This is a genomic window from Klebsiella sp. HMSC25G12, from assembly GCF_001807705.1.
Lineage (GTDB): Bacteria > Pseudomonadota > Gammaproteobacteria > Enterobacterales > Enterobacteriaceae > Klebsiella > Klebsiella variicola.
The window spans coordinates 1-2168 of the sequence record NZ_KV789814.1 but is presented as its reverse complement, the minus strand read 5'-3'; the positions used below and the strand labels follow the sequence as shown (position 1 = coordinate 2168).

At 47.5% G+C, this 2168-nt stretch carries 3 protein-coding genes and 1 pseudogene; 1 reads left to right on the top strand and 3 read right to left on the bottom strand.

What is annotated here, in order from left to right; genetic code table 11:
• Window positions 1-86 precede the first annotated feature (86 nt).
• The 3 genes from HMPREF3096_RS04450 to HMPREF3096_RS31310 all read right to left on the bottom strand — a co-directional run bounded on the left by HMPREF3096_RS04450 (window position 87) and on the right by HMPREF3096_RS31310 (window position 1514).
• Window positions 87-602: a YkgB family protein gene (locus HMPREF3096_RS04450; protein ID WP_004911234.1), complete on the bottom strand. Its 516-nt coding sequence runs from the start codon at window positions 600-602 to the stop codon at window positions 87-89.
• Between the two features lie 137 nt (window positions 603-739).
• Complete coding sequence (locus HMPREF3096_RS04445; RefSeq protein ID WP_000088799.1) at window positions 740-1294, bottom strand: carboxymuconolactone decarboxylase family protein; 555 nt, start codon at window positions 1292-1294, stop codon at window positions 740-742.
• A 58-nt stretch (window positions 1295-1352) separates the two neighbouring features.
• Complete coding sequence (locus HMPREF3096_RS31310; protein ID WP_223290059.1) at window positions 1353-1514, bottom strand: peptide-methionine (S)-S-oxide reductase; 162 nt, start codon at window positions 1512-1514, stop codon at window positions 1353-1355.
• A gap of 238 nt (window positions 1515-1752) precedes the next feature.
• Here HMPREF3096_RS31310 and HMPREF3096_RS28625 point away from each other — a divergent pair.
• A pseudogene (locus HMPREF3096_RS28625) lies at window positions 1753-1893 on the top strand (IS4 family transposase); the annotation flags it as partial.
• Window positions 1894-2168: the final 275 nt, after the last annotated feature.

Here is a 2168-nt window from a genome sequence, read left to right as displayed (position 1 = left end):
GAAAGACTTAGTTCTTAAGGTCCAGTCTATGAAGGCTCTCTAATGTGTTTAGGAGCCATCTAACTTATAGTTGTTTCGGGTGAGGCTTATTTGTTTTTGTGCTCCAGTGCTGTAAGTGATGTACCTACGATAAATATAGACACGACAAACAAGCCTAAATCTTTTAGCAAAAACTGGCCAGGAACCACAGAGATCGCAGGAAACCCAAGAGATGCCTCAAAAACACCGGGTGTAGTCAGCATGAACGACAATGTCGTAAAAAAGAGTCCGGTTGAAAGTACACCGCCCAAGATTGCGAGCTTAGGGGAGAAAACTCGTGCAGCGATTAACAGGCCAACTGAAATTTCAAGCACACCCAGAAAATTTGAGAATCCTTGAATGCTGAGGAAGCTATACATCCACGAAAGCAGAGGGCTATTACTAACAAAACCATGTATACCGTTTGCTTCGTAGCTAGTGAATTTCATGCCACCAAACCACAAATATATTATCGTCATGGCAACGTAGATGCCACCTATACCAAACTTAGTGATTTTTGCACCGAGATTATTACTAAGGGTATTGGTAGTCTGGACACCATTTTCAATTTCGGGAATAGTCATCTTATATCTCCAATTATTTTTAGCCATGTGGACTCACTCTATGTAGCCCACTAAAATGATATGACTCTTGAGAAAAACTATATGTTTACTCGAGTCGAACCTAACTTAGGTAATTGCTGTAGTTGAGCACCAATGGATTAGACATCAATGCCTAGTGGTTGAACGGCCGGGAAGTCGACCTCGGTCTGTGTCACTTCGTTAACGTAGTTAGTGAAAGTGTTCAGGGCAACAGCCAACAGAATATCCACTACATGTGCATCACTGTAGCCAGCGTTCAGCACCGCTTGGACCTGGTCATTGCTGACTTGCCCGCGCTGGCGGACTACGGCGGCAGCAAAACGCACGGCTGCGTCGGCCTTAGGGTCATTTGATGCACCGCTGCGGTTGGCAGTGAGTTCAGCATCATCAAGCTTGGCCACCTTACGGCCTAGGAAGGAATGGGCAGCAAGGCAATAATCGCAGCCGTTGATCTCAGCGACGGCTAGGGCAATACGCTCAAGAGTCGCTGTACCCAAGCCGCCCTGTGCTGATGCTGCGCTCAATTGCAGGTAGCCAGTCAGCGCAGCAGGGCTGTTGGCAACGACGCGGAACATGTTAGGAACGCGGCCCAGTTGTTTTTCCACAGCCTTGAGTGAGGTATGGGTAGCAGTAGGCGCGGCGTCGATTGTGGTAGGGGTGTTCAAACGTGACATAAATTTCTCCTAGTGATTTGAAAGACAGCACGCTGTATTGGCGTGGAATAAATTGTATTTAAGAAGGTTCTGCTTGATAATCCGTTGCTATCAGACAGCTCATCTTCACGTCTTGCGCAGTCGCCATTTCAGTGCCACTACACACCTTCGTTGACGTCACGCCGTCCTGATTTCTAAGGAGGTCTTCGAGACTCCAAAAACACCCTCCGGCAACGATCACATTATTTATTTTTCATAAAGCCTCCTTGGTTTTTATCTATTTACTAATGGAACTGAATTTACAGCATGTAAAATAGATATAACATGCTCAATAGTTCGTATAATGTGACTTATTAGACAGTTTACGTAGGGGCTATGCATGTACAGGATCTTTAGCATCAACCAATTGAAATAGATATAAAAATGGCTTCGATTGTGATCTGATTTTATCGCCAAACAAAACCGCCACGCACGAAGCCATGACCATTATCGATGCCAACCACTATCTTGAGCAACTTCTCTCGCCTGCCGAACTCGACCGCATTGCCCGTGACTGCCAATTTTGCTTGCGCAAACGAGCCATTACGCCTGCCATGCTGGTGACTGCACTCTTGCGCTCGAGCCCGAGGCGCTCACTGTCATTCAATACCGGCATTGCTGTAGGTTGATGCTCACCCATGGTGATCCTCGGGATGTCTATCCGTTGCAGTGCAGACAACCCTACACCAGAAAGGGGGGAAAGGGGCGCCGCTGGGTACAACACGCCAGGGGAATGGCACCGCTGTCAATCAGTTGTCGAAGTTCCACTCGATGGGCAGCTCAAGATCGAAGACGAGCTGATCCCCGTCGAGGGTGAAGGCCACGCTGGTCTGGTGCTGGTCGTATTCGTTGATAA

Coding starts and splice junctions, on each gene's coding strand:
- HMPREF3096_RS04450 (WP_004911234.1), bottom strand. CDS start 602: ATGACTATTCCCGAAATTGAAAATGGTGTCCAGACTACCAATACCCTT.
- HMPREF3096_RS04445 (WP_000088799.1), bottom strand. CDS start 1,294: ATGTCACGTTTGAACACCCCTACCACAATCGACGCCGCGCCTACTGCT.